Origin of the sequence: Leucobacter sp. M11, from assembly GCF_035726885.1 — a bacterium.
Lineage (GTDB): Bacteria > Actinomycetota > Actinomycetes > Actinomycetales > Microbacteriaceae > JAPFRB01.
Genome location: NZ_JAPFRB010000003.1, coordinates 456,622 through 458,449, shown reverse-complemented (window position 1 = coordinate 458,449; position 1,828 = coordinate 456,622). Strand labels below are relative to the sequence as shown.

2 protein-coding genes are annotated in these 1,828 nt (G+C 69.6%); both read right to left on the bottom strand.

Annotated elements, in window-relative coordinates; genetic code table 11:
- Positions 1 to 279 precede the first annotated feature (279 nt).
- Positions 280 to 1,071, bottom strand: coding sequence for an ABC transporter ATP-binding protein (locus OOT08_RS10520; RefSeq protein WP_325092601.1), 792 nt, complete (start codon positions 1,069 to 1,071; stop codon positions 280 to 282).
- A 3-nt stretch (positions 1,072 to 1,074) separates the two neighbouring features.
- Positions 1,075 to 1,828, bottom strand: a 754-nt coding sequence (locus OOT08_RS10515; protein ID WP_325092600.1) for an ABC transporter permease, incomplete at its 5' end; no start/stop codon positions are given.

Below are 1,828 nucleotides of genomic sequence, written 5' to 3'. Positions count from 1 at the left end.
TCCGCGCTCGCCTCAGCCAGGCCCTCCCAGCCCTGGGGGGCCGCCGCATCCGTCCGGCGCTCAGTCTGCTCTGCCATGCCCACATGCTATTGCGCGGCCCCGGCTTTCCGGAACAGGCCCGCGGGCGCGGGAGCTGACAATGCCCCGAGTCTTCGCGGGGCCTGCCGGGGGGCGCCCACCCCTCGGCCCGCCCCGGACGCGACGCGAGCCGCGACCCGCTGGGGTCGCGGCTCGCGTCGCCGCGGCTCGGCCGGAAAACCCGGCTCGGGCCCCGCGTGATCAGCCGAGCAGCGCCCGATCGTCGAACTGAGCGCCCTTGATCTTTGCGAACTCGGCCAGCAGATCGGGCACCGTGAGCGAGCGCTTGCGCTCCGCGTCGGCCTCCACCACGATCCGCCCCTCGTGCATCATGATCAGCCGGTTGCCGAGGGCAAGGGCCTGCTCCATGTTGTGGGTCACCATGATGGTGGTGAGGTTGCCGCGCGCGACGATCTGCTCGGTCAATTCCGTGACGAGCTGCGCCCGCTGGGGGTCCAGCGCCGCCGTGTGCTCGTCGAGCAGCAGGATATTCGGCTGCGTGAAGCCCGCCATCAGCAGCGACAGCGCCTGGCGCTGCCCGCCGGAGAGCAGGCCCACCTTTGCCTTGAGCCGATCTTCCAGGCCGAGACCGAGCGAGACCAGTTCCTCGCGGAAGCGCTCGCGCCGGGCGGCGGTGATGCCGCGCCCGAGGCCTCTGGCCTGCCCGCGCCGCAGCGCCAGGGACAGGTTTTGCTCGATGGTCAGATCCGGTGCGGTGCCGGCCATCGGGTCCTGGAAGACCCGGCCGACGTAGCGGGCCCGGCGGTACTCGCGCATTCGGGTCACGTCGACCCCGGCGATGCTGATCTGCCCCTCGTCAACGGGCATCCGACCCGAGACCGCGTTGAGGAGCGTGGACTTGCCCGCCCCGTTACTCCCGATGACCGTCACGAAGTCGCCCTCGGCGAGCGTCAGCGACACGTGCTTGAGCGCGGCGCGCTCGTTGACGGTGCCCGGGAAGAAGGTCTTGGCGATGGCGTCGATCCGCAGCACGGCTCAGCCCTCCTGTCTCGGGGTTGCGGCGGGCACGGAACGCGCCGGTTCTGGGGGCAGGATCGGGCTGCCGCGACGGGAGCCCGGGCTCCCCTTGCCTCCGAAGCGCGGGATGCGAGAGAACACGCCCCAGTGCGAGAGCAGCAGGGCCACCACCACGAGGACGGCGGTGATGAGCTTCTGGTCGTTCGGGTTGAGCCCGGCCGCGAGCGCCCAGAAGATAATCAGGCGGTACAGCACGGCGCCGAAGATCGCGCCGAAGGTTCCCACGATGAGGTTCTTGCCGCCGAACACGGCCTGGCCCAGGATGACCGAGGCGAGGCCGATCAGGATCAGGCCGACGCCCATGCTGATGTCCGCGAAGCCCTGGTACTGGGCGAGCAGGGCGCCGCTGAGCGCCACAAAGCCGTTCGAGAGCGAGAGGGTGAGGATCTTCATCCGGTCGGTGTTCGCGCCGAGCGCGCTGATCATCGGGCCGTTGTTGCCGGTGGCCTGGATGGCGTAGCCGAGGTCCGTGGAGAGGAACCAGTCCACGGCCACCTTGAGCAGCATGACGGCGACGAAGAAGATGAGGACGCCGCCCCAGGTGCCGATGAGGCCCGCGTCCTCGAGCGGGGTGAAGAGGGTTTCCTCACGGATGAGCTGGATATTCGATTTGCCCATGATGCGCAGGTTGATCGACCAGAGGGCGATCATGGTGAGGATTCCGGCGAGGAGGCCGTCGATGCGCCCCTTCGTGTGCAGCAGGCCCGTCACG